The organism is Microbacterium sp. che218, from assembly GCF_040436305.1.
GTDB lineage: Bacteria > Actinomycetota > Actinomycetes > Actinomycetales > Microbacteriaceae > Microbacterium > Microbacterium algihabitans.
On sequence record NZ_AP031501.1, the window covers coordinates 2,563,544 to 2,589,994 of the forward strand.

General features: G+C 73.0%; 20 protein-coding genes. 14 read left to right on the forward strand and 6 right to left on the reverse strand.

Annotated elements, in window-relative coordinates:
• The first annotated feature begins 58 nt into the window (after positions 1-58).
• Both ABXS86_RS12145 and ABXS86_RS12150 read left to right on the forward strand, forming a co-directional pair.
• Positions 59-3,739: a proline dehydrogenase family protein gene (locus ABXS86_RS12145; RefSeq protein WP_353664627.1), complete on the forward strand. Its 3,681-nt coding sequence runs from the start codon at positions 59-61 to the stop codon at positions 3,737-3,739.
• A 210-nt stretch (positions 3,740-3,949) separates the two neighbouring features.
• Positions 3,950-5,464, forward strand: coding sequence for an alpha-N-arabinofuranosidase (locus ABXS86_RS12150; RefSeq protein WP_353664628.1), 1,515 nt, complete (start codon positions 3,950-3,952; stop codon positions 5,462-5,464).
• Between the two features lie 186 nt (positions 5,465-5,650).
• Here ABXS86_RS12150 and ABXS86_RS12155 read toward each other — a convergent pair whose 3' ends face one another.
• Positions 5,651-6,232: a 1,2-dihydroxy-3-keto-5-methylthiopentene dioxygenase gene (locus ABXS86_RS12155; RefSeq protein ID WP_307206844.1), complete on the reverse strand. Its 582-nt coding sequence runs from the start codon at positions 6,230-6,232 to the stop codon at positions 5,651-5,653.
• Between the two features lie 214 nt (positions 6,233-6,446).
• Between ABXS86_RS12155 and ABXS86_RS12160 the strand changes: the two genes are divergently transcribed.
• From ABXS86_RS12160 to mtnK, 4 genes are read left to right on the forward strand one after another with little or no spacing between them, the layout of a single operon-like run.
• On the forward strand, positions 6,447-7,541 hold the full coding sequence (locus ABXS86_RS12160; protein WP_307206843.1) for a substrate-binding domain-containing protein: 1,095 nt from the start codon (positions 6,447-6,449) through the stop codon (positions 7,539-7,541).
• Entirely contained in the window at positions 7,538-9,097 is a 1,560-nt protein-coding gene (locus tag ABXS86_RS12165; protein WP_307206841.1) for a sugar ABC transporter ATP-binding protein, read from the forward strand. The genes ABXS86_RS12160 and ABXS86_RS12165 overlap by 4 nt, the downstream gene beginning before the upstream one ends.
• On the forward strand, positions 9,094-10,146 hold the full coding sequence (locus tag ABXS86_RS12170; protein ID WP_353664629.1) for an ABC transporter permease: 1,053 nt from the start codon (positions 9,094-9,096) through the stop codon (positions 10,144-10,146). The genes ABXS86_RS12165 and ABXS86_RS12170 overlap by 4 nt, the downstream gene beginning before the upstream one ends.
• Entirely contained in the window at positions 10,143-11,339 is a 1,197-nt protein-coding gene (mtnK, locus tag ABXS86_RS12175; protein ID WP_307206836.1) for an S-methyl-5-thioribose kinase, read from the forward strand. The genes ABXS86_RS12170 and mtnK overlap by 4 nt, the downstream gene beginning before the upstream one ends.
• 7 nt (positions 11,340-11,346) lie before the next feature.
• On the opposite strand, the gene mtnB is transcribed toward mtnK, so the two are convergent.
• Genes mtnB through ABXS86_RS12190 form a run of 3 tightly spaced genes read right to left on the reverse strand, consistent with a single transcriptional unit; the run spans position 11,347 to position 13,846 of the window.
• Positions 11,347-11,979 (reverse strand): methylthioribulose 1-phosphate dehydratase, encoded by a 633-nt coding sequence (mtnB, locus tag ABXS86_RS12180; protein ID WP_307206834.1) that lies wholly within the window; start codon positions 11,977-11,979, stop codon positions 11,347-11,349.
• A complete protein-coding gene (gene mtnC, locus ABXS86_RS12185) occupies positions 11,976-12,677 on the reverse strand; it encodes an acireductone synthase (protein WP_307206832.1) in 702 nt (233 codons plus the stop codon). Before mtnC ends, mtnB begins: the two co-directional genes overlap by 4 nt.
• Positions 12,674-13,846 carry a hypothetical protein gene (locus ABXS86_RS12190; protein WP_353664630.1) on the reverse strand — a complete coding sequence of 391 codons (1,173 nt, stop codon included), beginning with the start codon at positions 13,844-13,846 and terminating at the stop codon, positions 12,674-12,676. Before ABXS86_RS12190 ends, mtnC begins: the two co-directional genes overlap by 4 nt.
• A gap of 241 nt (positions 13,847-14,087) precedes the next feature.
• Here ABXS86_RS12190 and ddaH point away from each other — a divergent pair, with 241 nt between their 5' ends.
• Both ddaH and rocD read left to right on the forward strand, forming a co-directional pair.
• A complete protein-coding gene (gene ddaH / locus ABXS86_RS12195) occupies positions 14,088-14,990 on the forward strand; it encodes a dimethylargininase (protein ID WP_307206828.1) in 903 nt (300 codons plus the stop codon).
• Positions 14,987-16,204, forward strand: coding sequence for an ornithine--oxo-acid transaminase (rocD, locus tag ABXS86_RS12200; RefSeq protein ID WP_353664631.1), 1,218 nt, complete (start codon positions 14,987-14,989; stop codon positions 16,202-16,204). Before ddaH ends, rocD begins: the two co-directional genes overlap by 4 nt.
• 66 nt (positions 16,205-16,270) lie before the next feature.
• Here rocD and ABXS86_RS12205 read toward each other — a convergent pair whose 3' ends face one another.
• Both ABXS86_RS12205 and ABXS86_RS12210 read right to left on the reverse strand, forming a co-directional pair.
• Positions 16,271-17,815, reverse strand: coding sequence for a molybdopterin-dependent oxidoreductase (locus tag ABXS86_RS12205; protein ID WP_353664632.1), 1,545 nt, complete (start codon positions 17,813-17,815; stop codon positions 16,271-16,273).
• A gap of 68 nt (positions 17,816-17,883) precedes the next feature.
• Positions 17,884-18,828: an SDR family oxidoreductase gene (locus ABXS86_RS12210; RefSeq protein ID WP_353664633.1), complete on the reverse strand. Its 945-nt coding sequence runs from the start codon at positions 18,826-18,828 to the stop codon at positions 17,884-17,886.
• Between the two features lie 166 nt (positions 18,829-18,994).
• Here ABXS86_RS12210 and ABXS86_RS12215 point away from each other — a divergent pair, with 166 nt between their 5' ends.
• The 6 genes from ABXS86_RS12215 to ABXS86_RS12240 all read left to right on the forward strand — a co-directional run bounded on the left by ABXS86_RS12215 (position 18,995) and on the right by ABXS86_RS12240 (position 26,410).
• Positions 18,995-19,834, forward strand: a complete 840-nt coding sequence (locus ABXS86_RS12215; RefSeq protein WP_353664634.1) for a helix-turn-helix transcriptional regulator — start codon at positions 18,995-18,997, stop codon at positions 19,832-19,834.
• 202 nt (positions 19,835-20,036) lie between these two features.
• Positions 20,037-21,092, forward strand: a complete 1,056-nt coding sequence (locus ABXS86_RS12220; RefSeq protein ID WP_353664635.1) for an acyl-CoA dehydrogenase — start codon at positions 20,037-20,039, stop codon at positions 21,090-21,092.
• Entirely contained in the window at positions 21,086-22,447 is a 1,362-nt protein-coding gene (locus tag ABXS86_RS12225; RefSeq protein ID WP_353664636.1) for a bifunctional PIG-L family deacetylase/class I SAM-dependent methyltransferase, read from the forward strand. Before ABXS86_RS12220 ends, ABXS86_RS12225 begins: the two co-directional genes overlap by 7 nt.
• A complete protein-coding gene (locus ABXS86_RS12230) occupies positions 22,444-23,163 on the forward strand; it encodes a glycosyltransferase (RefSeq protein WP_353664637.1) in 720 nt (239 codons plus the stop codon). Before ABXS86_RS12225 ends, ABXS86_RS12230 begins: the two co-directional genes overlap by 4 nt.
• An 87-nt stretch (positions 23,164-23,250) precedes the next feature.
• The gene (locus tag ABXS86_RS12235) at positions 23,251-24,432 is read left to right on the forward strand and encodes a zinc-dependent alcohol dehydrogenase (protein WP_353664638.1); all 1,182 of its coding nucleotides are present in this window, start codon (positions 23,251-23,253) and stop codon (positions 24,430-24,432) included.
• Between the two features lie 247 nt (positions 24,433-24,679).
• Positions 24,680-26,410: a circularly permuted type 2 ATP-grasp protein gene (locus ABXS86_RS12240; RefSeq protein WP_307206809.1), complete on the forward strand. Its 1,731-nt coding sequence runs from the start codon at positions 24,680-24,682 to the stop codon at positions 26,408-26,410.
• The last annotated feature ends 41 nt before the right edge of the window (positions 26,411-26,451 follow it).

A 26,451-nucleotide genomic window follows, 5' to 3' on the forward strand; every position in this document is an offset into this window, starting at 1 on the left:
CCGCCGCCGCTCGGCGGGCCGCCGGGCCAGCGCGCGCGGCGTGCCTAGGCTGTCGACCATGAGCCCCGTCGACCCGCCCGCCACCGGTCCCGCGCTCTCGTCCGACCTCGCCTCGCGGGCCGCGACACGCGCAGCCGCCCTCGTGCCCCGCGCCGGGGCCACCGACCCCGCGACGGCGCGTTTCGTCGCCGCTGCGGTCGACGGCGTGCTGCGTCCCGAGAGCACGACGGCCGCCGCCTCCGCTCTGCACCGGCTCGCCGCCGATATCCCGGCCGAGCTGCCGTGGTTCGTGCGCGGAGCCCTGCATCTCGGCGGAGCCGTGGCCCCCGTGCTCCCCGCCCCGGCCGTGCCCCTCGCGCGCCGTGCGCTGCGCGACCTGCTCGCCGGCCTCGCCCTCGACGCGCGCCCCGAGCGTCTGGGTGCGGGCCTGGCGGGTCTCGCCGCCGATGGGATCTCGGTCGATGTGCGCCTGGTCGGGCCCGCGGTGCTCGGCGAGCAGTCCGCGCGGCGCCGGCTCGACGGCATCCGCTCGCTCGTCCAGCGCGACGACGTGAACCGGGTGTCGCTGTCGGTCGCCGACGCCGTGGCGACCCCCTCGCCGTGGGCGTTCGACGCCGACGTCGAGCACGCGGCCGAGCGACTGCTGCCCCTGTTCGTCGATGCCGCCGCCGCCGACACGCACGTCACGCTCGTGGTCGAGGGGCGGAGCGATCTCGACCTCGCCGTCGCCGTGCTGACCCGCGTGCTCGAGGAGCCGCGCCTGAGCGGCCTGCGTGCCGGCATCCGCCTGCCGATTGCCGTGCCCGAGAGCGTCGCGGCGGTCGGTGAACTCGCCGCCTGGGCGCGCGTGCGCGTCAGCGCCGGGGGAGCGCCGCTCACCGTGCGGCTGAGCGACGACGTGATCGAGACGGCGGATGCCGTGGACGCCGCCCGCCACGGGTGGCTCGCCCCGGCCGTCACCGCCCGCGACGCCGTCGACGCCCAGCTCGTGCGTGCCCTGCGGGAGGCCCTGACCGACCGAGGCCGCGAGGGGCTCTCTCTCGAGATCGCCACCGTCGACCCCGAGCGCGCCGCGCTGGCGCTCGCCCTCGCCGACGAGGCCGGAGCCGACGCCCTCCCGGTGCTGCCCGCAGCGGCATCGTGGGCTCCCGACGCCCCGCACGTGGTCGCCGTCGCCGCGGCCCACCCCGACGACCTCGACGACGTCGCCGCTCGCCTGGCCCGCGCGCACGTCGAGGCCGTCACCGCCGCGCCCGCCCTTCCGTCGGCGGTGCCCGCGGCCTCCCGCGCCGCGGACGGCGTCGACGAGATCGACCCGCCCGAGACGCGGGGCGTCGCCGCGCGCGCTCGCCGCGCGCTCGCCGCGGCCGCCGATCCGGCCCCGCCCGCCCGAGCGCCGCAGCGCGACCTCGCCGAGGAGCAGGCGATCCTGCGCGAACGCGCGGCCGACGACGCGGAAGAGGCCGGGCTGACGCAGGCGGTGCTCGGCATCGCCCGCGAGGCCGCGGCATCCGGAGACACCTCCGCCCTCGGCCCCGACGTGCAGCAGATGCTCTTCGGCGGGCAGGCCTTCGTCGACACCGCGGTGTTCTCGGCGCGCGAGAGCGCCGAGCTCGCCGGGGGAGTCCCCGGGTTCCGCAACGTCGCCGACACGGATCCGGGCGTCGCCGCCGATCGCGACTGGGCGCTCGCGGTGCTCGATCGCGTCGCCGGCTCCACCGCCGGAGACGCCACCGCCGCCGCCGGCCGCATCGACGACGAAGTCGGACTCGACGCCGTGATCGCCCGGGTCGCCGAGGCCGCCGAGCAGTGGGGCGCGCTCGCCGCCGCGGAGCGCGCCGTCGTCATCGGCGGGGCCGCCCGTACGCTGGCGCAGCGTCGAGCCGAACTCATCGAGGTGCTCGCCGCAGAGAGCGGTGCCCTCGTGGGCGAGGCCGACGCCGAGGTGAGCCAGGCGGTCGATTCCGCCGCCTACGCCGCGGCGACCGCGAAAGAACTCGACCGAGTGCCCGGCGCCGTCTTCGTGCCCGACCGCGTCACCGTCGTGGCTCCGCGCTGGAACTCCTCGGTCGGCCTCTGCGCCGCCGAGACCCTCGCCGCCCTCGTCGCAGGCTCCGGAGTGCTGCTCACGCCGTCGCCCCGCGCCCGCCGCGCCGGAGCGGTCGTGGCCGAAGCCCTGTGGGCCGCCGGGGTTCCCCGCGATCTGCTCGCCTTCGTCGACCTGAACGAAGACGCCTCGGGGCGCGCGCTCGTCGTGCACCCGGGCATCGACCGCGTGCTGCTCGCGGGAGCCCGCACGACCGCCGAGCGCTTCGCGACGTGGCGGCCCGACCTGCCGATGCAGGCGCTGGCCGCCGGCCGTAACGCCACGATCGTCGCACCCTCGGCCGACATCGACCAGGCCGTCGCCGACATCGTCGCGAGTGCCTTCACCCGCGCGGGGCAGGCGGCGACCGCGACCTCGCTGGTGATCCTCGTCGGAGCCGTCGCACGCTCGACGCGCTTCGCCGACCAGCTGCGCGATGCCGTGCTGTCGCTGCGGGTGGGGCCCGCCGACGACCCGTTGTCGGACGTCGGTCCGCTCGTCGAGGAGCCGAGCGGCGAGGTGCGCCGCGCGCTCACGGTGCTCGGCGACGGCGAGCACTGGCTCGTCGAGCCCCGCGAACTCGACCTCGGCCCCGAGACCGCCGGACGCTTCTGGTCGCCCGGCGTGCGCACGGGCGTGACCGCCGGGTCGCACCTCACCCGCGCCGCCGTGGCCGCCCCGGTGCTCGGCGTGCTGCACGCGCCCACCGTCACCCGCGCGATCGAGCTGCAGAACGCGATCGGTTCGGGTTTCGTCGCAGGTTTGCACACCCGCGACACCGCCGACCTCGAACTGTGGCTCGACACCGTCGAGGCGGCCGTGCTGCGCGTGAACCGCCCGTCGACCGGTGCCGTCGTGCAGCGCGAGCCGATCGGCGGCTGGGGGGCGTCGACCGTCGGCGGCGGCGCGATGTCGGGCGGGCCCAACCGGCTCGTGACCCTCGGCTCGTGGCGGCCCTCGTCGGGTGGGGCGGCGTCGTCGACCCTGCACCTGCGTGGGCTCGACAGCCGCATCACGGGCCTGATCGAAGCGGCCCAGCCCTCGCTGTCGTACGAGGCGTTCGACTGGCTGCGCCGCGGAGCGCTGAGCGACGCCGTCGCCTGGGACCGCGAGTACGGACGCGTGCGCGACGTCTCGCGCCTCGGCGTCGAGCGCAACCTGCGCCGCTACCGCCCGACCGACGTCGCGATCCGCGCCACGGCCGACGCCGCATGGCAGGCCGTGCTGCGCGTGCTCGTGGCCGCGGTGCGCTCGGGCTCGACCTACAGCCTGAGCACCCCGGTGGGGCTCCCCGCCGCGGTGCGGCACCTGCTCGGCGACAGCGGCGTGCCCGTGTCGGTCGAGAGCGACGAGGAATGGCTGCAGCGGCTGTCGGGTGTGGTTCCGGATGCCGCGGAGGGCGAGCCCCTCGAGGCGTTCCAGGCCGCGCCGCGTCCGACACGCGTGCGGCTGGTCGGCCCGGCGTCGACGGTGGCGGCCGTGCGCTCCGCCGTCGCCGAGGCGGTGGGTCCCGACGTCTCGCTGATCCTGTACGCCGACGAGGTGACCACGGCGGGCCGCCTGGAGCTGCTGCCGTTCCTGCGCGAGCAGGCGGTGTCGATCGGGGCGTTCCGTTTCGGTCGGCCCGACCCGTGGAGCGCCGAGGTCATCTGAGGCGGCTCCTCGTCCGCCGTGCGCGTGAGGGGTCGATTTCTGTCGCTCAGGGCGGTTCTCGGCGACCCTTTCCGACCCCTCACGCGCGCGGGGATATGCGGGAGCGAGCGCGCGGGGCGGACGCGCTCGCGGGAGGGACGCCAGTTTCGAAAACGTTTAGCGTGAGCGATGCGCGACGGTAGCGTCTGAGACCGAACGCAAGGAGCACCGATGACCGCTGCCCGACTCACCGTCGACCCCCGCTTCCCGATCGGGGCCGTACGCCGCCGTCTGTTCGGCGGGTTCGTCGAGCACCTCGGCCGCCACGTCTACGACGGCATCTACGAACCCGGTCATGCCGAGGCCGACGAGCAGGGCTTCCGCCGCGACGTGCTCGAGCTCGTCCGCGAGCTCGGCGTCTCGATGATCCGCTACCCCGGCGGCAACTTCGTCTCGGGTTTCCGCTGGGAGGACAGCGTCGGTCCGCGCGAGCAGCGCCCCCGCCGTCTCGACCTCGCGTGGCACTCGACGGAGACGAACGAGGTGGGCCTGCACGAGTTCGCCGACTGGCTCGACAAGGCGGGCAGCGAGCTCATGCTGGCCGTCAACCTCGGCACCCGCGGCGTTCTCGAGGCGCTCGACCTGCTCGAGTACAGCAACGTTCCCGGCGGGACCGCGCTGTCGCAGCAGCGCATCGACAACGGCCGCGCCGAGCCGTTCGACGTGCGTGTCTGGTGCCTCGGCAACGAGATGGACGGACCGTGGCAGCTCGGCCACCGCTCCGCCGACGACTACGGCACGCTCGCGGCGCAGACGGCCAAGGGCATGCGCCAGATGGACCCGTCGATCGAGCTCGTCGTCTGCGGGTCGTCGGGGGCTGCGATGCCCACGTTCGGCGAGTGGGAGCGCGAGGTGCTCACCCACACCTACGACGACGTCGACATGATCTCGTGCCACGCGTACTACCAGGAGCACGACGGCGACATCGACTCGTTCCTCGCCTCGGCCGTCGACATGGACCGCTTCATCGAGGCGGTGGTCGCGACGGCCGACCACGTCGGAGCCGTGCGCGGGAGCGACAAGAAGATCGACATCTCGTTCGACGAGTGGAACGTCTGGTACATCGACCGCGTCGACGCCGTGAAGCCCACCGCGATCGACGACTGGCCGGTCGCCCCGCGTTTGCTCGAAGACGTGTACTCGGCGGTGGACGCCGTCGTGTTCGGCAGCCTCTTGATCTCGCTGCTCACGCACGCCGACCGCGTGGCATCCGCCTCTCTCGCCCAACTCGTCAACGTGATCGCGCCGATCATGACCGAACCCGGCGGGCCCGCGTGGCGGCAGACGACGTTCTTCCCCTTCGCGATCACGTCGCGCCTCGCGCAGGGTGACGCGGTTCGTCTGCGGGTCGAAGCGCCCACGATCGACACGGCCAAGCACGGCACGGTGTCGGCGGTGGATGCCGTGGCCACGCATGACGCCGAGACGGGCGCGACCGCGATCTTCCTCGTGCATCGCGGTCGCGGCGACGCGGTCGAGCTCGCGATCGACGTCAGCGGCCTGGGCGAGGTCGAGATCACGGAGGCCCATGTGCTGCACGACGACGACCCCTACGCCCGCAACACGCTCGACGACCCCGAGCGGGTGGGGCCGTCGACGCTCGAGACGCGCCTCGCCGACGGCATCCTGCACGTCACGCTCCCGCCCATCGCGTGGGCGGCACTGGCGCTGCGTCGCGTGGGCTGACGGCGCCGCCGTCAGCGGTTCGGGGCGGATTCTGTCGTTCGGGGCGGAGAATTCACGCCCCGAACGGCGAATCCCGCCCCGAACCGGGGCCGCAGGGCAAGGATGGTCGCGACATCCCGTACGCAGAAACGCCCGCTCCGCGCGGTCCCCGAGGGGAGCTGCGCGGAGCGGGCGTTCGTGCGTGCGTCAGACCAGCTGTGCGCGGCGCGCGGAGAGCTGGTCGAAGCTGGCGAACGACTCCGCGATGGGGCTGCCGGTGAAGTGGCCGACCCATCCGTCGTCGTCGTGGAAGAAGCGCACGCTGACGTAGTGGGGCGAGGTGCCCATGTCGAACCAGTGCGTGGTGTTGGCCGGCACCGAGATGAGGTCGCCCGCCTCGCAGTACACCGCGTGCACCTTCTCGTTCGCGTGCAGGTAGAACACGCCCGCGCCCTTGGCGAAGTAGCGGTCCTCGTCGTCGTCGTGCTTGTGCTCCGACAGGAACTTCTCGCGGAACGGCGTCTTCACCTCGTCGTAGTCCGCCTGCGCGGGGTCGAGGGCGACGACGTCGACGAGGGTGTAGCCCTCGCGCTGCTTCACCTCGTCGATCTCGCCCTGGTACAGCGCGAGCACCTCGTCCTGCGAGGCGCCGGGGGCGACGTCTTTGACCTCCCAGCGCGAGAAGCGCGCACCGAGCTCGGCGAGCGCCTCGCGGATCTCGGTCTCGTCGGTGGTCTCGAGCACGGGCGTGCTCGGGTCGGTCTCTTTCCAGACGGTCAGGAGCGTCACGGCTCCTCCTCTCGACGCGATATGAGCGGAATGACTCGATTGTGTCTCCGATCCGCACCGAATGCCCACTCCCGAGGCGCGATCGACGCCGTCGGTGTAACAAAGTGCAACCTCGACTAACCGGCCGATCGCGCCTGCTGCTTGACTGCTCGACGGCCGCCCGGACCCGCCCGCGACGCGCCCCCAACTCCGCTCCCTCGACGAAGGGGACCCCGTGTCCATTCGATCTCACCGCTGGGCGACGCTCGTCGCGACCGCCGGCATCGCCGCCCTCGCCCTGACCGGCTGCGCGCAGCAGAACACCTCGGCCCCGGCGGCATCCGCTGCCCCCGTGCAGAAGCTCGCCGACCTGCCCGCGCCCTTCGACGGGGCGCCGCTGAAGGTCGCGCTCGTGCAGCAGTCGGGCGCCGGCGACTACTTCACCGCGTGGACGGCCGGCGCCAAGGCGCAGGCGACCGCGACCAACATCGACCTGACCGTCTTCGACGCGCGCAACGACAACGCCAAGCAGGCCTCCGACCTCGAGCAGGCGATCGCCTCGAAGCCCGACGCGATCATCGTCGACCACGGTCAGACCGACACGATCGAGCCGGGAGTGCACGAGGCGGTGGATGCCGGCATCCCGGTCATCATCTACGACCTCGCTCTCAAAGACACCGATGGCGTCATCGTGACCTCGCAGTCCGACGCGTCGATGGCGCAGGGCGTGCTCGACCAGATGATCGCCGACGTGGGCGACGGCGCGAAGGTGGGCCTGGCCAGCACCGACGGCTTCGCCCCGCTGGAGCGCCGCAAGAAGGTGTGGGACGAGGTCGTCTCGGAGCACGGTCTCGACCAGCTCTTCTTCACCGGCAAGGTCACCGAGTCGACCGCGACCGACAACATCCCGCTCATCGACGCGGCGCTGAAGTCGAACCCCGGCGTGCAGGCGATCTTCGCCCCCTACGACGAGATCACCAAGGGCGTCGTGCAGGCCGTGCAGCAGAACAACCTGCAGGACAAGGTCAAGGTCTACGGCATCGACATCTCGAACGCCGACATCGAGGTCATGACCGCCGACGGCAGCCCCTGGGTGGCCACGAGCGCGACCGACCCCTCCGCCGTGGGCGCCGCCGTCGTGCGCGCCCTCGCGCTGAAGCTCGCCGGTCAGCTCGACGAGACGAGCGTGCAGTTCCCCGCCGTCACGATCACCCGCGACTTCCTGCTCGAGAAGGGCATCACCAACGTCGCGCAGCTGCGCGAGGCCGAGCCGTCGCTGCTGCTGGGCGACACCGTGGTGGCCGACTGGCTGCCCGCGGTCTCGGGATGACCGAACCCCTCCACGACGCCGCTCGGACGCACGACACCTCGGTCGTGCGCCTGAGCGGCGTCGGCGTGCGTTTCGGCACCAATCAGGTGCTGCGCGGCGTCTCGCTCGCGCTCGAGCCCGGCAGCATCACCGCGCTGCTCGGCACGAACGGCGCGGGCAAATCCACCCTCATCGGCGCCGTCTCGGGAGCCAATGCGGGATACACCGGCGACATCGCCGTCGGGGGAGAGGTGCTGCGGCTCTCGTCTCCCGCGCGTGCCCGCCGCGCCGGGATCGAGACGGTGCACCAGCGCATCGCCGACGGCATCGTGCCGGGGCTGAGCGTCGCCGACAACCTCGCCCTCACCGACCTCGCCACCGGCGGTCACCGTCTCGTGCGCCGGGCCGAGGCGGAGCGGATCGCGCGGGCCGCCCTCGAACGCCTGGGGCTGTCGTGGTCGGATGAGGTCCTGAGGGCGGATGCCGCGCGCCTGGGCACTTCCGACGCCCAGCTGCTCGTGCTCGCCCGGGCCTTGCGCTCGACTCCTCGACTGCTCATCCTCGACGAGCCCACGTCGGCGCTCACCGCCGCCGAGGCCGACCGCCTGTTCGCGGTGCTGCGGACGCTGCGCGACGAGGGCCTGTCGATCCTGTTCGTCAGTCACCGCTTCGGCGAGATCGAGCGTCTCGCCGACCGCATCGTGGTGCTGCGCGACGGCCGGCTCGAACTCGACGCCGCGCGACCCTTCGACTGGCACGCGGCGCTGGAGGCCATGCTCGGCGTCCCCACCGAACTCCAGCAGCACGTCACCGAGCCGCTCCCCGCGACCGGCGAGGTGCTCGCCGTCGAGGGGGCAGCGCTGCTCCCCGGCAGCGACCCGCTCAGCCTCTCGGTCGCGGGAGGCCAGGTCACCGGCATCCTGGGCCTGCTCGGAGCAGGCAAGACCGAACTCGCCGAGGTCATCGCCGGGGTGCGTCCCGCGAGCGGCGCGCGCCTCGTGCTCGACGGGGAGGCCTACCGGCCGTCCTCGCCCGCCGCGGCGATCGCCGCCGGCGTGGTGCTCGTGCCCGAGGACCGGCAGCGCCAGGGCATCCAGCCCGGCTGGTCGATCGCGCACACGGTGGGCCTGCCCGTGCTGCGCGCCCTGTCGCGCGCGGGCGTCATGGCCACGCGCCGCGAGCACGCCGCCGCCGACGAGGTGATCGACGCCTACGGGGTGGTCGCGCCCTCGGCCGACGCGCGCGTCGACGACCTCTCGGGCGGCAACCAGCAGAAGGTCGTCGTCGGCCGCTGGCTGCGCACCGGTCCGCGGGTCGCCGTGCTCGACGAGCCGTTCCGCGGCGTGGACATCGGCGCGCGCCGCCGGATCGGCGACGCCGCCCGCGCGCGGGCCGCCGAGGGCGCCGCCGTCGTCGTGCTCTCGAGCGACGTCGACGAAGTGCTCGACGTCGCCGACCGCATCGTCGTGCTCGTCTCGGGACGCATCGTGCTCGACACCCCCGCCGGAGCCCTCGACCGCGCGCGCATCGTCGCTGCGCTGCTGGATGACCCCGGCCACCGGAAGGAAATCGCATGACTAGCGTGTCCACCGCCGCGCCCGTGCGCGCGGGCCTCGGCTCCCGCGCGATCGACGCCGTCGCGAAGTGGGGCTTCGTCGCCGTCACGGTGCTTCTCATCGTGTTCTTCGCCCTCACCGAGCCGGCGTTCGCGACCCCCGAGAACGTGTTCGGGATGCTGAAGTACATCGCCCCGATCGGCATCGCCGGTCTGGGGGTGACCCTGGCGATGACCGTGGGCGGCCTCGACCTCTCGGTCGGCGCCAACGCCGGGTTCGCCGTGTCGATCGCCGCGTGGACCCTCGTCATCGCCTGTCAGGTCGGTGGGATCGCCGTGGGCGTCGTGCTCGTCTCGGGAGCGCTCATCGGCGCGGTCAACGCCGCGCTGATCGTGTTCGCACGCATCCCCGACCTGCTCGCGACCCTCGCCACGATGTTCACCGTGGTGGGGCTGAAGCTCATCATCGTCGACGGCAAGTCGATCTCGTCGCAGATGACCCTCGACGACGGCACCACCGCTCCGGGCAAGTTCACGCCCGACTTCCTGTGGTTCGACCGCGGCGCGATCGGCCCGGTCTCGGTGCCCGTCCTGCTCTTCCTCGGCCTCACGATCGTGCTGTGGTTCGTGCTCGACCGCACGCGGTGGGGACGCGCGCTCGCCGCGGTGGGCTCGAACCCCGAGGCCGCCCGGCTCGCCGGCATCCGGGTCCGCGCCTACCGAGCCGCGGCCTACATCGGCTGCGGCATCCTGGCCTCGATCGCCGGTCTCGTGCTGGCGGCCCGCATCGGTCAGGGCGACGTCTCAGCCGGCAACAGCCTGCTGCTCGACGCCGTGGCCGTCTCGCTCGTGGGGGTGTCGGTGCTCGGCATCGGTCGCCCGAACGCGTGGGGCACGGCCCTCGGCGCGGTGCTGATCGCCGTGATGGTCACGGGGTTCTCGATGATGGGGCTGCCGTACTACATCCAAGACTTCGGCAAGGGAGTCGTGCTGCTGGTCGCCCTGCTGTTCAGCTTCACGTTCCGCCGTCGCAAGACCACCATCGTCGCCGGGAGCACCACCGCATCATGACCCTCGTCACCGATCAGCTGACCAGCGGCACCGTCGCCGCCTACCTCGCCGCCCGCCCGCACCTCGCGGGGCCGGTCGATCCGGCATCCATCGTCTCGGTCGACGAGGTCGGCGACGGCAACCTGAACCTCGTCTTCATCGTGAAGGATGCCGCCGGCAACGGCGTGGTCGTCAAGCAGTCGCTGCCCCACGTGCGGGTCGACCCGACCTGGCCGCTCACCCGCGAGCGCGCGGCCCGCGAGGCCGTCGTGCTCGGCGCGCACGAGCGCATCGACCCCGCGCACGTGCCGGGGTTCTACGGCTTCGACGCCGACGCCCTCGCCCTCTCGATCGAAGACCTCAGCGACCACTCCGTGTGGCGCGGAGAGCTCAACGCCGGTCGCCTGCACCCCTACGCCGCGGCGCAGCTCGGCGAGTACGTGGGCGCCGTCGGCTTCGCCACCAGCGTCTTCGGCACGCCGGGACCCGAGCGCCGTCGACGCATCGCCGAGGCGACCAACCCCGAGCTCAGCGAGATCACCGAAGACCTCGTCTTCACCGAGCCCTACGTCGACCACGAGCACAACGGCTGGCTCGACGCGAACGCCGACGACGTGCGCGAGCTGCGCGCCGATCGCGCGTTCGTACGCGAGATGGGCCTGGCCAAGCAGCGTTTCCAGGAGAGCACGCAGAGCCTCATGCACGGCGATCTGCACACCGGGTCGGTGTTCGTGCGGGCCGAGGGCGAGTCAGTGCGCGCGTTCGACTCCGAGTTCGGCACCTACGGCCCGACCGGCTTCGACCTGGGCGCCGTGTGGGCGAATCTCGTGATCGCCGCCGCCCGCGCGCACGTGCTCGGCCGCACCGCCGACGCCGAGACCCTGCTGCGCCTGCCCGTGCAGCTGGTCGACGCGTTCGAGGCGGAGTTCCGCCGACGCTGGCCCGACCGGGTCGACCCGCGCGTGTACGGCGACGAGGTGCTCGAGCACACGCTCGCGCAGGTGCGGTCGGATGCGGCGGTGTACGGCGCTGCGAAGGCCGTGCGCCGCATCGTGGGGTTCTCGAAGGTCGCCGACATCCTCACCCTGCCCGCGCCCAAGCAGGCGGAGGCCGCTCGCCTCGTGCTGCGCGCCGCCCGCCGACTCGGCACGGCGCGGTTGGACGACAGCGATCCGCGCACGCTCACCGCGCTGACGGTCGAGCTGCTGGGCTGAGGCGCGCTCAGCGCGTGGCGACGGCGAAGCGCAGCAGCCACTCCGCGATCTCGAGGTGGCGGCGGGCCGCGGCGACGTCGACGCCCCAGGCGTACATGCCGTGGCTCGCGACGATGAGCGCGGGCACCTCGGGCACCTCGGCCGTCGCGGGCACGTAGACCTCGTCGAAGCGGGCTGCCTCGACGCGCATGTCCTGGTCGTTCGCGATGACCGGAACCGTGACGGTCTCGCCGTGCGCGAGGTGCCCGATGCCCTTGAGCATCTCCATGTCGCGGATCTCGACGCCCTCGGGCCAGCGGTGACCGGCGACCACGGCGTCGAACGCGTGCACGTGGAACACCGCGCCCGCGCCCGTGCGCGCGGCGATGTGGGCGTGCAGGCCCGCTTCGGCCGACGGCGGACGGGTGTCGTGCGGGTCGAGCGCGTCGCCTGCCGCGTCGATGAGCACGACGTCGCGATCGGTGAGCTCCGACTTGTCGAGGCCCGAGGCGGTGACGGCGAGCACGAGCGGGTCGCGCTCGACGACGACCGAGAGGTTGCCCGAGGTGCCGCGCATCCAGCCGTAGCCCGAGAAGCGCGAGGCCTCGGCCGCGAGGGCGGCTCCGGCTGCGCGCACCCGGTCGGGGTGGGGGAGCGTCATCGCGCGACCTCGAGCTCGTCGAACGAGGCGACCGTCTCGGTGCCAAAATCGGATCCGGCCCAGGGTTCGCCGGCGCGGTCGAGGGCGACGACCTGCCATCCGGCGGCGCGCGCGGCGGTGACCTCGTCGGGGTGGTCGGTGAGGAAGAGCGCGCGCTCGGGGGCGACGCCCAGGGCAGCGGAGATGCGCTCGTACGAGGCCGCTTCCTTCTTGGGGCCGGCGCTGACGGTGTCGAAGAAGTCCTCGACCAGCACCGTCAGATCGCCCTGGGGCGCGTGGCGGAACCACGGCACCTGCGAGGCGATCGAGCCCGACGAGTACACGGCCAGGCGCACGCCGTCTTCGTGCCAGGCGCGCAGGCGCGGGGGAACGTCGTCGAAGAACTGCGAGTGGATCTCGCCCGCGGCGAAGCCCTCGGCCCAGATGATGCCCTGCAGCGTCTTGAGCGGGGTGGATTTGACGTCGGATGCCATGAGTCCGCGCAGCGCTTCTGCGATCTCGGCGTCGGTGGCGTCGGCATCCAGTCCCGTCTCGACGATCGCGTCGGCCCGCGCCGCGCGCACGGTGTCGTCGTCGCGGCCCAGCACCTCGTCGAGGCGGGGGCGCGCGTAGTCGTAGAGGTCGCCGAGGATGAAGCCGGCGGCGCTGGTGGTGCCCTCGATGTCGAGCACGACGACGTCGGCGGAGATGCGGGTCATTCGGAGGCCTCTTCGGTGGGGGTGATCGGAACGGGGTGGAAGGCGATCGTGTCGGGCTGCACGGTCGCGGCGACGGGTGCGGGCTCGTCCAGGGCGCGGCGGCGCACGACGGCCGGAGTCGGCGCGGGCGCGTCGGCGTCGACGGTGAAGTGGTCGCCGACGCGAGCCGGTTCGAAGGTGCCGCGGCTGGTGGCGATGCGGGTGACCAGGCGCGGGGGAGTGACGTCGAACGCGGGGTACCAGGCGTCGGTCACGAGGGGGCTCGCCGTGCGCTGACCGAGCACCTCGAGCACCTCGCGCGGGTCGCGGTCTTCGATGACGATGTCGGCGCCGGTCGGAGCACCGGGATCGGGCGCCTCGACCATCGCGAAGTACGGCACGCCGAACGCCGCCGCCGCGGCGGCGTGAGCGAGGGTGCCGACCTTGTTGACCACCGAGCCGTCGAGGGCGACGCGGTCGGCGGCGGTGACGACCGCGTCGATCGGTCCCGTCCCCACCCCCCGCGGCGAGGCGAGGGCGGCGGCGGCCATGCCGTCGGTGATGAGCGTCACCTTCTGGCCCAGCTCGCGCAGCGAGTGCGCCGTCAAACGGGCGCCCTGGAGGTAGGGGCGGGTTTCGGTGGCGATCCACTCGATCTCGCGTCCCGCCTCACGGGCGGCAGCGACGAGTCCGAACAGGTAGGCGTCGGCCCAGCAGTGGGTGAGGATGCGCGGCGACTCCGGCAGCAGCGACAGCGTCGCGCGGCCCAGGCGCAGGCTCGCCTCGCGGTAGTCGCGGTCGACGGCGGCGGCGGTGTCGACGGTGGCCGCGACGAGGGTGGCGGTGTCGTCGGCATCGCGCCCCGCGGCGAGGATGCGGGCCACGGCGTCGCGCGGGTGGGCGTTGGTCGGTCGGGCCGTCGCGAGCGCCCGACCGGCGCGGCCGAGGGCGGCGCGGGCTTCGCCCACCGGCAGTTCGCGCGCCTGCAGGGCGGCCAGGGCCATGCCCGCGGTCGCGGCGTACAGCGGACCCGAGCTCTGGGTCACCATGTCGCGGATCGCCGTGGCGACCTCGTCGGGCGTCGCGGCATCCACCCACTCCACCCGGGAGGGGAAGACGCGCCGATCCAGGATGCGGACGACCCCCGCGGCCTCGTCGAGGACGACGGAATGTTCGAGGGTGGCAGACATCGCCGCCATCCTCCCACGGGGCGGTGCAGTGCATGCCGTGCATGACGCCGTGCGACGGCCGCGGGGCCGAGCCGCCGCGTCGCTCGCGCCCCTCCGCGCGCGCGTGCGAGAATGACACCGGCGTGCTCGGACCGACCTTTCCCCGCACGGCGCCTCATGAACCTGGTGAGCGTCGCACGGGTTCGAAGGGCCACCGAGCCCCAGGACAGCGTCCGCCGCACCTTTCCTCCGAGGAGCAGAGATGTCCGCTACCCCCACCGCCACCACGGCCGACGCGACGGCGACCGAGCGGGTGCAGCAGCACCGCCGGTACCTCATGTGCCGCCCCTCGCACTTCACGGTGAGCTACAGCATCAATCCGTGGATGGAGCCCTCGCGGCCCACCGACACCGACCTCGCGGTGAAGCAGTGGCAGACGCTGTACGACACCTACATCGCGCTCGGCCACGAGATCGAGCTCATCGACCCGCTCGAGGGCCTGCCCGACATGGTCTACACGGCCAACGGCGGCTTCGTGATCGACGGCATCGCGTACGGCCCGAAGTTCCGCTTCCGCGAGCGCGCCGCCGAGGCCCCCGCGTTCATCGACTGGTTCGCGGCGAACGGCTTCGAGGTCGCCGAGCCCGTCGAGGTCAACGAGGGCGAGGGCGACTTCCTGCTCGTGGGCGACACGATCCTCGCCGGCACCGGCTTCCGCTCGACCGGAGACAGCCACCGCGAGGTCGGCGAGGTGTTCTCGCGCGAGGTCGTGTCGCTGACGCTGACCGACCCGCGGTTCTACCACCTCGACACCGCGATCTCGGTGCTCGACCCCGTCGAAGGCCCTTCGACAGGCTCAGGGACCGGTGGGGTGGAGAAGGCCAACATCGCCTACCTCCCCACCGCGTTCGACGAGAAGAGCCAGGCGATCCTGCGCGAGCGCTACCCCGATGCCATCCGGGTGTCGGATGCCGATGGCGCGGTCTTCGGCCTCAACTCGGCCAGCGACGGCAAGAACGTCATCATCTCGCCGCGCGCCGTCGGCTTCGAGGCGCAGCTGCGCGAGCGCGGCTACACCCCCGTCATGGTCGACCTGTCCGAGCTGCTGCTCGGCGGCGGCGGCATCAAGTGCTGCACGCTCGAACTGCGAGGCGGATCGCGATGAGCACCACCGTCGACGACCTCCGCGCACGTCTCATCGCCGAAGAGGGCGCGCACCTCGCCCACAACTACCACCCGCTGCCGGTCGTCGTCTCGCGCGCCGAGGGCGTGTGGGTCACCGACGTCGAGGGCAAGCGGTACCTCGACCTGCTCTCGGCCTATTCCGCGCTGAACTTCGGCCACGGTCACCCCGCGATCCTGGCCGCCGCGCGCGAGCAGCTCGAACGCCTCACCCTCACCAGCCGCGCGTACCACAACGACCGTCTCGGTCCCTTCGCTACGGCGCTCGCGCAGCTCTGCGGCAAAGACACCGTGCTGCCGATGAACACGGGTGCCGAGGCCGTCGAGACCGGCATCAAGGTCGCGCGTGCCTGGGGCTACCGCACCAAGGGCATCGCCGCCGATGCCGCGACCATCATCGTCGCGAACGGCAACTTCCACGGCCGCACCACCACGATCGTCGGCTTCAGCGACGACCCGACCGCGCACGACGACTTCGGTCCCTACGCGTCAGGCTTCGTGCACGTGCCGTACGGCGACGCGGATGCCATCGCCGCCGCGATCGACGAGAACACCGCCGCGGTTCTGATCGAGCCCATCCAGGGCGAGGCGGGCGTCGTGATCCCGCCCGAGGGGTTCCTGCAGCGCGTGCGCGAGATCTGCACCGACAACAACGTGCTGTTCATCGCCGACGAGATCCAGTCGGGTCTCGGGCGCGTGGGCGAGACCTTCGCGTGCGACCGCGAGGGCGTCGTGCCCGACGTGTACCTGCTCGGCAAGGCGCTGGGCGGCGGCATCCTGCCCGTGTCGGCCGTCGTCGCGAACGACGACGTGCTCGGCGTCATCCACGCTGGCGAGCACGGCTCGACCTTCGGCGGAAACCCGCTGGCCGCGGCCGTGGGTCTGCGGGTCGTCGAGATGCTGGCATCCGGGGAGTTCCAGACCCGCGCGAAGGCGCTGGGCGCTCACCTCGAGGCGTCTCTGCAGACGCTCATCGGCCACGGCGTCACGGCTGTGCGCATCGCGGGCCTGTGGGCCGGCGTCGACATCGACCCGTCGTACGGCACCGGGCGCGAGGTCGCCGAGAAGCTGTTGGCCCGCGGCGTGCTCGTGAAGGACACGCACGGTCAGACGATCCGCATCGCCCCGCCGCTGACGATCCGCGCGACCGAGCTCGACTGGGCCGTCGAGCAGATCCGGCACGTGCTCGCGGCCTGAGCCCTCGCCGGCCCCGCTCCCGCACTCGCGTGAGGTGCCGCGATCCGGCACCTGACGCGAGAAGGCTCAGGCCACCGACACCGTGCGCTGATCCCAGCCGGTCGCGCCGTCGGGAGCGGGCGCGGCCGTGTCGGAGGTCTGCGTCTCGCCGGTGGCCGACACCGCGCGGCACCGGATGACGTGCGAGCCGCTCGCGGCGTTCCACGGCAGGCTCCACTGCACCCACGTGTCGGCCGAGATCGCGGTCGCGAGCGTCGCCTTCTGCCAGGGACCGTCGTCGACCTGCACCTCGACACCCGAGACGCCGACGTGGGTCTGCCAGGCGACACCGGCGATGACGGTCTCGCCCGCGCCGACCTGCGCCCCCGAGCGCGGCACGTCGATGCGCGACTGCAGCTTCACGGGTCCGCGCTCCGACCAGCCGCGCGAGGTCCAGTACCCCTCGGCGCGATCGAAGCGGGTGACCTCGAGCTCGCTCACCCATTTCGTCGCCGAGACGTAGCCGTACAGGCCCGGCACCACCAGGCGCACCGGAAAGCCGTGCTCGATCGGCAGCGGCTCGCCGTTCATGCCGATCGCGAGCAGCGCATCGCGGTCATCGGTGAGAGCCTCGAGGGGGCTGGATGCCGTGAACCCGTCGACCGATCGCGACAGCACCATGTCGGCCTCGGCCGTCGGCGCGGCTCGCGCGAGGATGTCGCGGATCGGAACGCCGAGCCAGCGCGCGGTGCCGATGAGCGACCCGCCCACCTCGTTGGAGACGCACACGAGGGTCGCGACGGTCTCCTTCTGCGGGAGGGCGATCAGGTCGTCCCACCGCAGCACGACCTCCTGCTCGACGAGGCCGTGCACGCGCAGAGTCCAGGTGGCGGGGTCGATCTGGGGCACGATCAGCGCGGTGTCGATGCGGTAGAAATCGGCCGACGGCGTGACGACGGGTGAGAGCCCGTCGATTCCGAGGTCGGCCGCGGCGGGGACGGTCGTCGTCGTGGCGGGCGAGGGCAGGCGCAGTGCGGCCCGCACCGCGCTGACGGCCCGGGCGCCCCCGCTCAACGCGAAGGATCCGGCGGTGGCCATCACCCCGGCCAGCACGGCCACGCCCGAGAGGGCGAGAACGCCGCGGCGGGTGACGCCGTCGTCGTCATCGGATGCCGCAGACGCGCGCCCGCGCCGCAATCGGGCGATCAGCACCCCGGCCACCAGAGCGGCGGCTGCCCCCGCGATCAGCGACGGCACGGGGGAGAGGGTGCCGGCATCCGCCCGCGTGAACGACACGATCGCCCCGACGACCCCGACGGCGACGAGCACGACCCGACCCCACGGGGCCTTGCGCCGCTCGAGCACGCCCGCGGCGCCGGCGACGACGAGCAGCAGCACCGCGATGCCCACCAGCAGGGCGGCCTTGTCGCCCGTGCCGAAGAGGTCGATGGCCAGGTCTTTCGCCCACGCGGGGGCGAGGTCGATCATGCCGCCCCCGATGACGGCGAACGGGCTCGCGGTGGGCGCGACGATCGCCGCGGCGAGCTCTCCGAGGCCGGCGCCGAGCACGGTGGCCGCGACAGACGCGACGATCGCCGGCAGGTCGCGGCGGCGGGAAGATGCGGGGGTCACGCACGGAGCCTATGGAGCGCTGGGAGCGACGGCTCCGGGCGCGCGGGATTCACAGCCAACCGGAATCGTCAGCCCCAAGCGTCGGCGACGCCCGCGAGGGGGAGGGAGGCGTCCCAGACGCGATCGGCCTCGGCGAGATCGCGCAGCGGCCGGTACAGGGGGTGGGTCCCAGGCGCGCCGCCCAGGTTGCCGAAGCCGGTCGGGCCGTAGAGCACATCGCTGCGCGGTGCGGCGGTCGTCGCCGCGGCCAGGGCGGGGAGCGCGGCGGACTCGACCGTGCCGAGAAGCAGGCGGCGCGCCGAGAACCAGCGCACCACGCGCACCCCGATGGTGTCTTCGTCGCGTCCGAGCTCGGGGCGGGCGGCGAGCAGGTTGGTCGGGGCGACGCCGGGGTGCGACACCACGCTGCGCACGCCCCAGCCCTCGCGCCTCGACCGCTCGTCGAGGGCACGGGCGAACAATCCGAGCGCGATCTTCGAGCGGCCGTAGGCGCGCGCGCCGTCGTACGAGCGCTCGCTGTCGAGGTCGTCGAGGGCGAGGCGACCCGTGCGCGCCGCGACGCTCACCTGCGACACGACGCGCGCGTTCCCGGCCCTCAGCAGCGGCCAGAGGTGCCCGACGAGAGCGACGTGACCGAGGTGGTTCGTGCCGAACTGCAGCTCGTGCCCGTCGGCCGTGACCTGGCGCGAGGGCGGGGTCATCACCCCGGCGTTGTTGATCAGCAGGTGCACGGGCGCGCCGTCGGCTCGCAGGGCCTCACCGAAGGCGGAGACGGATGCCAGTGACGACAGGTCGAGATCGTGCACCGCGACCCGCGCGGAGGGGGTCTTCTCGCGAAGCCGCGCGGCGACGCGCTCGCCCTTGGCGCGATTGCGCACGGGCAGCACGAGCTCGGCGCCGGCGTCGACGAGGCGCCCCGCCATCACCACGCCCATCCCGTCGCTTCCGCCGGTGAGCACGACGCGACGGCCGGTGAGGTCGGGGAGGGTGATGTCGATGTCGCTGCGGGCCATGTCGGTCTCCTTCGTCGGTATGTCCCCAGCGTCGCGCGATCGACGCCGCCGAGACAGGGCCTGGCGATCCGAGGCTGCCCGAGTCGCGGCATCCGCTCAAAGGGGGATCGGCGCGTCCTGGCACCGCACGGGGGCGGCGGGTAGACAGGAGGCCGAGGGGGACACCGTGATCGATCGAGTCGCACTGGCGCATTTCCTGCGCACCCGCCGCGAGGCGCTGCAGCCCGAAGACGTCGGGCTGCCGCGCGGAGCGCGTCGGCGCACCCGGGGCCTGCGCCGCGAGGAGGCGGCCGCGCTCAGCCACATGTCGGTCGACTACTACGCCCGGCTCGAGCGTGAGCGCGGACCACAGCCGTCGGAGCAGATGCTGGCCTCCATCGCCCAGGGCCTGCACCTCTCGCGCGCCGAACGCGACCACCTGTTCCGCCTCGCGGGGCACGTGCCCGCCGATCGCGGCACCGGGGGCGAGCACATCAGCCCCGGGCTGCTGCGCGTGCTCGACCGGCTCGACGACACCCCGGCCGAGGTCGTGACCGAGCTCGGCGAGACGCTGCGACAGTCGCGCCTGGGCGTGGCGCTGACCGGCGACGCCACGCTGCGCCGCGGTGCGCACCGCAGCCTCGGCTACCGGTGGTTCGCCGACCCGGCGTCGCGTGCCCTGTACGACCCGCGCGATCATGCGTTTCTGAGCCGGCTGTTCGCCGCGGGGCTCCGCGAGCTCGTCGGGCGACGCGGGCCGCAGTCGCACGCGGCCGACCTCGCCGACGACCTGCGCGAGCGCAGTGCCGAGTTCCGCGACCTCTGGGACCGGCACGAGGTGGGCCTGCGCCCCGTCGAGACCAAGCGTTTCGTGCACCCGAGCGTCGGCACGATCGAGGTGCACTGCCAGACCCTCGTCGACCCCGAGACGGCGCATTCGCTTCTCGTCTACACCGCGGCCCCGGGCACCGAGAGCGCCGAGAAACTGCGGCTGCTCGCGGTGCTCGGGCCGTCGGTGCCGGCGTGAGGGGCGGCTCGGGCGCGGTGGGGCGCTGAGACGGCATCCCGCTGACGAGTCGGCTGCCATTAGACACCGTTTCGTCGGCAAGATGCCGTCTCAGCGCCCGCGCCGTCTCACGGCACCGCGGCCGGCGCGCGAACACACCGGACGAACGCGGCACGTGTCAAGCATCTAGGTGCCGGGCCATGGTGCCGCCGATGCTCGTAAGGTGACCGACGGTTCCCCCCTCCCGTTCCCCCTTCTCTTCTCGTCCGACTCTCTCGACGACGCCGCGCTCGACGGCGTCCGAGAGGTGCTGCGCGCGGCGGATGCCACGGACTCCCTCGGTCGCGACATCGCGGCGACCCTCGCCTGGGCGGGCGGAGTCCGCCTGCCGTCGACGCTCGCGGCCCGGTGGGAGCTGCTCGCCTCGGTCGCGGCGCGCGATGTGGCCGCCGCCCGCGTGCTCGAGCCGCACCTCGACGCGCTGTCGATCCTCGACGAAGCGGCATCCGCCGGTCTCGAGATCGCCGTGGACCCGGATGCCACGTGGGGGGTCTTCGCCGCGGAAGGCGCGGGCATGCGCCTCGAGGCCCGGAACAACGGCGGCACCTGGAGGCTGCACGGTACGAAGCCGTGGTGTTCGCTGGCCGCCCACCTCTCGCACGCCCTCGTCACGGCCTGGGTCGACGACGACCGCCGACAGCTCTTCGCCCTCGACCTGCGCGACCCCCGGGTCACCGCGCGGCCCGGGCCCTGGCATGCGCGCGGGCTCGCACAGGTCGTCAGCGCGCCAATCGACGTCGACGGCGCCGTCGCGCTGCCCGTCGGCGACCCCGGGTGGTACCTGCGGCGCCCCGGCTTCGCGCACGGCGGCGTCGGCGTCGCCGCGTGCTGGTGGGGCGGGGCGGTTCCGCTGCGCACGGCGCTGCGCGACGCCGCGCGCTCCCAGAAGGCGGATCAGGTGGCCGCTGTGCACCTCGGTCGCGCCGACGTCGCGCTGTGGGCGGCACGAGCCGCCCTCGTCGAGACGGCAGGCCTCTTCGCTACGGGCGACACGGCGGCGCAGGGACTGCGCGCAGCCCGCGCGCGCACCGTCGTGGCCGACGCGGTCGAGACGGTGATCGCGAGCTCCGCGCACGCCCTGGGGCCGCTGCCGCTCACCGCCGACGAGTCTCACGCCCGGCGCGTGGCCGACCTGCAGGTGTACGTGCGGCAGCATCACGCGGAGCGCGACCTCGCCCGCATCGGCGCCGACGTCGCGGCGGGAGACGGCGCATGGTGAGCTTCGACCACCGCGACCCGGGCACCGATGAGTCGGTCTGGGCGACCGCGCTCGCCGCCCGCGACTTGGCGACGCTCGACCTCGACGTCGACCGGGTGATCGTCGTGGCCGCGCACCCCGACGACGAGAGCCTCGGAGCCGCCGGTCTGCTCGCGAGTGCGACGGCCCGCGGCATCCGCGTCGAGATCGTGATCGTGACCGACGGGGAGGGCTCGCACCCCGACTCGCCGACCCACAGCCCCGCCACCCTCGGCCTCCTGCGCCGACGCGAGGTCGCGGTGGCGGTCAAGGCGGTGGGGGTCGCGGGCGCGCCGCGGTTCCTCGGCCTGCCCGACGGGGGCACCGACGCGCACCGCGACGGCATCGCCACGGCGCTGCACGACGAGCTCGACCGCGCCGGCGACGACCGCGTGCTGGTGCTGTCGCCCTGGCGCGGAGACGGCCACCGCGACCACCGGGTCGTGGGCGAGGTCGTCGAAGAGGTCTCCGCGCAGCGGGGTGTGCGTTCGCGCGCCTTCCCGATCTGGCTGTGGCACTGGGGGAGTCCCGACGACGCGCCCTGGGGCCGCGCGGAGCGGCTCGCCCTCGACGCCGCGGCTCGGGATGCCAAGGCCCGCGCCCTGCGCGCGCACGAGAGCCAGCTGTCGGCGCTGTCGGCCGCTCCCGGCGACGAACCGATGATCCACGCGCGCATGCACGCCCACTTCACCCGCGACGAGGAAGTCTTCTTCGCGCCGGAACCCGCTGCCGCGAGCGTCGGCCCCGAGTACTTCGACGGCATGTACGCCCGCCACGACGACCCCTGGGGCTTCGACTCGCGCTGGTACGAGCAGCGCAAGCGGGCGGTGCTGCTCGCGGCCCTGCCCCGGCGGCGGTACCGCGCGGTGTTCGAGGCGGGGTGCTCGACCGGTGCGCTGACGGGGGAGCTCGCCGACCGCGGTGACCGGGTGCTCGCCGTCGACCTGTCGCCGGCGGCCCTGGAGCGGGCAGCGCGCCGACTCGAGGGGCGGGCGAACGTCGAGCTGCGCGTCGCCTCGCTCCCCGCCGACTGGCCCGACGGGGCGTTCGACCTCGTCGTCCTGTCGGAGGTGGCCTACTACTGGAACGACGCCGACCTCGCGGCCGGGCTCCACGCGGCGGCGGCCGCGCTCACCGCGGACGGGCATCTCGTCGCCTGCCACTGGCGGCATCCGGTCGCCGAGTACCCGCGCTCCGGCGACAGCGTGCACGCCGCGCTCGCCGCGGTGCCGACCCTCGCGCGCCTCGTGCGACACGAGGAAGACGACTTCGTGCTCGAGGTCTACGGCCGCTCCGGGGCCCGGTCGGTGGCCGTCGAGGCGGGACTCGTGCCGTGAGGGCCGTGGTGGTCGCGATCCCCGCGCACGATGAGGAGGCGCTGATCGGGCGGTGCCTCGCGACGGTCACCCGTGCCGTCGCCCATGCCCGTGATCGCGAGCCCGATCTCGACGCGCGGATCGTCGTCGTGCTCGACGCGTGCACCGACACCACCGCGATGCAGGTGCGCCGGTGGCCGGTCGAGGCGGTCGAGATCTCTTCGCAAGTGGTCGGCACCGCTCGCCGCGTCGGGGTGGCCCACGGTCTCGCCGCGCTCGACGCGGATCCCGAACGCACGTGGATCGCGATGACGGATGCCGACTCCACGGTGCCCCGCGAGTGGCTCACCCACCAGCTCGACCTCATGGACGCCGGTATCGACGTCGTGCTGGGCACGGTGCGCCCCGACTTCGCCGACCTCAGCGATCGTCACGCGGCGTACTGGCGTGCCACCCACCCGCGCGGTCGCCCGGCGGGGAACGTCCACGGCGCGAACCTCGGCATCCGGGCCCGCACGTACCTCGAGGTCGGCGGCATCCGCGATCTCGCCCTGCACGAAGACGTCGCCCTCGTCGACGCCGCGCGGGCGATCGGCGCGCGGGTGCGGGCGAGCGACGAGCACGAGGTCGAGACCTCGGGGCGCTTCACCGGACGCACGCCCGCCGGATACGCCGCGTTCCTGCGCCGCGTGCACGCGTGGATCGACGCGCCCCCGCTCGCCGCGGAGGGCGCATAGGGCTGCGCGCCGGGCTCGTCAACCACCTCACGCCCGTCGGCGCTGCACGCGCAGACTGGCTGTCCCCCCGGAACGAAAGGCACGACCATGAAGGCACTGACCTGGCAGGGCAAGCGCAACGTGAGCGTCGAGGAGGTCCCCGACCCGCAGATCCTCGAACCGACCGACGCGATCGTGAAGATCACCTCGACGGCGATCTGCGGCTCCGACCTGCACCTCTACGAACTGTTCGGACCCTTCATCGACAAGGGCGACGTGCTCGGCCACGAGCCGATGGGCGTCGTCGTCGAGATCGGTTCGGCCGTGACGAATCTCGCGGTCGGCGACCGCATCGTCGTCCCCTTCAACATCTCGTGCGGGCACTGCTTGATGTGCCGCCGCGGCCTGCAGTCGCAGTGCGAGACGACGCAGGTGCGCGAGTACGGCAGCGGCGCCGCCCTGTTCGGCTACACCAAGCTCTACGGCCAGGTGCCGGGCGGCCAGGCCGAGTACCTGCGCGTGCCGCTCGCCGACTACAACCACATCCGTGTCGGCGACGACCTGCCCGACGACCGCTACCTCTTCCTGAGCGACATCGTGCCCACCGCCTGGCAGGGCGTGCAGTACGCCAACGTGCCCGAGGGTGGGACGCTCGCGGTCATGGGCCTCGGCCCGGTCGGCCAGTTCGCGGCGCGCATCGGCGTGCACCTCGGCTACCGCGTGCTCGCGATCGAGCCCGAAGCCGAGCGTCGCGCCATGGCCGAGAGACACGGCGTGCTCACGTACGACCTCACCGACACGGTGGTCGACGAGCTCCTCGACCTCACCGAGGGTCGTGGGGCGGATGCCGTGGTCGACGCCGTCGGCATGGAGGCGCACGGAAACGGCGGGATCAAGCTGGCGCAGAGCGCCGTGGGCCTGCTGCCCGACCCGATCGCGCAGAAGCTCATGGACAAGGCCGGACTCGACCGTCTCGCCGCCGTCTACGCCTCGATCGACCTCGTGCGCCGCGGCGGCACCGTCTCGCTGAGCGGCGTCTACGCGGGTGAAGCCGACGTGCTGCCGATGAAGACGATGTTCGACAAGCAGCTGAACCTACGCATGGGCCAGTGCAACGTCAAGCGCTGGATCGACGACCTGCTGCCCCTCGTCGAAGACCCCGCCGATCCGCTCGGAGTCATGGACCTGGTCACGCACCACGCCCCGCTCGAAGACGCGCCCGGCCTGTACGAGACGTTCCAGAAGAAGGAAGACGGCTGCATCAAGGTCGTGCTGCGCCCCGGCACCTGACGGGTGCCGCCCCGGCGGGCGCGCGCCGCCGCCGTGTGGTCGTCCGGCCGCGTGGTGGCGGGCGGCGCCGTCGTGCGGAGTTCAGCGGCGACACGCCGGGGGTCGGGCGGCCGGCCCCGGCGTGTCGGCCGCGGCGTCCGCACGACGGAGCCCGGGGGCGCGAGTTCCCGGCTCCGCTCGCGCGACGGGCGCGCAAGAGCGCGGGTGGGAAACGTGTCCGCAACACGTCGCTGGGTAAGGTCGACGCATGGGTGACCTGTTCGACGGTTACGGCTCCACGCTGGCGCCGCGCAAGACCGCATCCGGCATCCCGGCGTTCGACGAGATGTTCGGCGTTCCGGCGAGTCCCGGAGAAGCCGCCCCCTCGCGCGAGGCATACCGGGAGCTGTACCAAGCGCTCGCACAGATGACGCAGGAAGAACTGCGCGGGCGCACCGAATCGCTCGCGAGCTCGTACCTCGCGCAGGGCGTGACCTTCGACTTCGCGGGCGAGGAGAGACCCTTCCCGCTCGATGCCGTGCCCCGGGTCATCGCGTACGACGAGTGGTCGCGCATCGAGGCCGGCGTCAAGCAGCGCGTGCGCGCGCTCGAGGCCTTCCTCGACGACGCCTACGGCAATCAGCACTGCGTGCGCGACGGCATCCTGCCCGCGGGCCTGATCTCGTCGTCGCAGTACTTCTACCGCCAGGCCGCCGGCATCCGCAGCGCCAACGGCGTGCGCATCCAGGTGTCGGGCATCGACCTCATCCGCGACGAGCACGGCGAGATGCGCGTGCTCGAAGACAACGTGCGCGTGCCCTCGGGCGTCTCGTACGTCATCTCGAACCGCCGCGTCATGGCGCAGACGCTGCCCGAGCTGTTCGTCTCGATGCGCGTGCGCCCCGTCGGCGACTACCCCAACAAGTTGCTCGCCGCCCTGCGCGCCTCGGCCCCGCCCGGGATCGACGACCCGAACATCGTCGTGCTCACGCCGGGTGTGTACAACTCCGCGTACTTCGAGCACACGCTGCTCGCGCGCCTGATGGGAGTCGAGCTCGTCGAGGGGCGCGACCTGCTCAGCGTCGGCGGCAAGGTGTTCATGCGCACCACCCGCGGCCCGCAGCGCGTCGACGTGATCTACCGCCGCGTCGACGACGACTTCCTCGACCCGCTGCAGTTCCGCGCCGACTCGATGCTCGGGGCTCCCGGCCTCATGCTCGCCGCGCGCCTGGGCAACGTCACCATCGCCAACGCGGTGGGCAACGGCGTCGCCGACGACAAGCTGCTGTACACGTACGTGCCCGACCTGATCCGGTACTACCTCGCCGAGGAGCCGATCCTGAAGAACGTCGACACCTGGCGGCTCGAAGATCCGGGCGCCCTCGAAGAGGTGCTCGACCGCCTGCCCGAACTCGTCGTGAAGCCGGTCGACGGCTCGGGCGGCAAGGGGCTCGTCGTGGGTCCCGACGCCTCGCCCGCCGAGCTCGACGCCCTGCGCAAGCGACTGAAGGCCGACCCCCGCGGCTGGATCGCCCAGCCCGTGGTCATGCTCTCGACCATCCCGACGCTCGTCGAAGACGGGATGCGCCCGCGTCACGCCGACCTGCGTCCCTTCGCGGTCAACGACGGCGACGACATCTGGGTGCTGCCGGGCGGTCTGACCCGCGTGGCGCTTCCGGAGGGTCAGCTCGTGGTCAACTCCAGCCAGGGTGGCGGCTCGAAGGACACGTGGATCGTCGGCGGCTCGGCCCCCTCGCACGTCGAGTACGGTCAGGGCAACGGCGTCTCGGGACTCGTCGCCGATCAGGCCGCGGTCACCGAGGCGATCCCGATCATCTACGACGGTCAGCCGGCGCCCGCCACGGCACCGCGCGACCTGCACCCCGACCGCGACCAGCAGGAGCAGCAGCAGCAGGCGGATGCCGGCGTGCAGCACGGTCCGCAGGCCGAGCAGCAGCAGCAGGCGCGCGAGCAGAGCGAGGAGGGGCCGGGATGCTGAGCCGTATCGCCGACCCTTCGACAATCTCAGGGCCCTTCGAC